The sequence below is a fragment of the Rhodoplanes roseus genome (assembly GCF_003258865.1).
GTDB lineage: Bacteria > Pseudomonadota > Alphaproteobacteria > Rhizobiales > Xanthobacteraceae > Rhodoplanes > Rhodoplanes roseus.
Genome location: NZ_NPEX01000622.1, coordinates 1 through 766 on the forward strand (window position 1 = coordinate 1; position 766 = coordinate 766).

The window sequence follows — 766 nt, forward strand, 5'->3', positions numbered from 1 at the left end:
CGCTCGCGAAGCGAGTGGCGGGGAGGGGTCGGGGGTGGGGGGCTCTTTTCTCGCTCCTCGGCCGGCGGCGGTACGCCCCCCCTACTGCGCCGTGGCGCCGCTGTCGACGCGCAGGCTGGTGCCGGTGACCAGCCGCGCCCCGTCGCTCGCCAGGTACAGCACCGCGGCGGCGACGTCCTCGGGCTGCATGATCTCCTTGATCGGCACCATCGAGAGGGCGAACTCGCGATAGGCCGGATCCTGGAAAAACGGCGCCGTCATCGAGGTCTCGACCACGGTGGGCGCCACCGCGTTGACGCGGATCCGGTGGGCGCCGAGCTCGATCGCCATCGCCTTGGTCAGTCCCTCGATGGCGTGCTTGGTCATGGCGTAGACGGCGCGCTTCGGCCCGCCGACATGGCCCATCTGCGACGAGATGTTGACGATCGAGCCGCCGCGCCCGGCCGCGACCATCACGCCGGCCGCCGCCTGCGCCACCTTGAAGGCGGCCCGCACGTTCAGCGTCAGCAGCAGGTCGAGCGTCGCGTCGTCGACCTCCAGCAGCGGCTGCAGCTTGTTGGTGCCGGCATTGTTGACCAGCACGTCGAGCTGCGTCAGCGCCCGGATACGCCCGATCAGCGCGTCGTCGCGCACGTCGCCGACCCAGGGCTCGACGGCGTCGCCGCGTGTTTCACGCAGCGCGTCGAGATCGGCCGCGGTGCGCGCCACCGCGATCACGTGGGCGCCGGCGCCGGCCAGGGCGTCGACGCAGGCGCGGCCGATGCCG

At 72.5% G+C, this 766-nt stretch carries 1 protein-coding gene; it reads right to left on the reverse strand.

Annotated features, from left to right (window positions below; genetic code table 11):
- Positions 1 to 81 precede the first annotated feature (81 nt).
- The coding region (locus CH341_RS31635) for an SDR family NAD(P)-dependent oxidoreductase (protein WP_111423704.1) at positions 82 to 766 on the reverse strand (685 nt) is incomplete at its 5' end.